Raw genomic sequence first — 444 nt, 5'->3', positions numbered from 1 at the left:
CACTATTATTAATCGATAATAATAGTTTAGTCGTAACCATAATTTTAAAACATTTTTTCATCGTATTAGAAAAGGTTAAAGTTTCATCAACCTCTAATGCATTTACAAATTTATATGTTGAAACTATAAGAATAAACATTATAAAAAAAGTAAGTATAAATAATATTATTGTCCAGATATAACCTCTTGGGTTAATTCTTAATATTAGAAAAAAACTAGTTATAAAAATCATATAAAATATAATCCATGAAATTTGTTTTTCGAACCATTTATGATTGCTCATTTCTTCATTATAAAAGCTTATTATTTTCTGCATTTTAATCCTCCAATCTTTATTTTCCATCCCACTAAATCTAATTATATACCTAATCAAAAACATCCCCCTCTAATCTGAATAAAGAAATTGCAAGAGCATAAAGAATTTTTACTATCAACAAAGCCTAA

General features: G+C 23.4%; 1 protein-coding gene. It reads right to left on the bottom strand.

Annotated features, from left to right (window positions below; all coding sequences use genetic code 11):
- The coding region (locus SB822_RS55030; protein ID WP_410858839.1) for a hypothetical protein at positions 1–343 on the bottom strand (343 nt) is incomplete at its 3' end.
- Positions 344–444 lie beyond the last annotated feature (101 nt).

The sequence above is a fragment of the Paraburkholderia sp. SIMBA_054 genome (assembly GCF_046534875.1).
In the GTDB taxonomy this organism is placed as follows: Bacteria; Pseudomonadota; Gammaproteobacteria; order Burkholderiales; family Burkholderiaceae; genus Paraburkholderia; species Paraburkholderia hospita.
The sequence above is the reverse complement of the archived record's forward strand: the minus strand, read 5'-3'. Positions and strand labels throughout refer to the sequence as shown.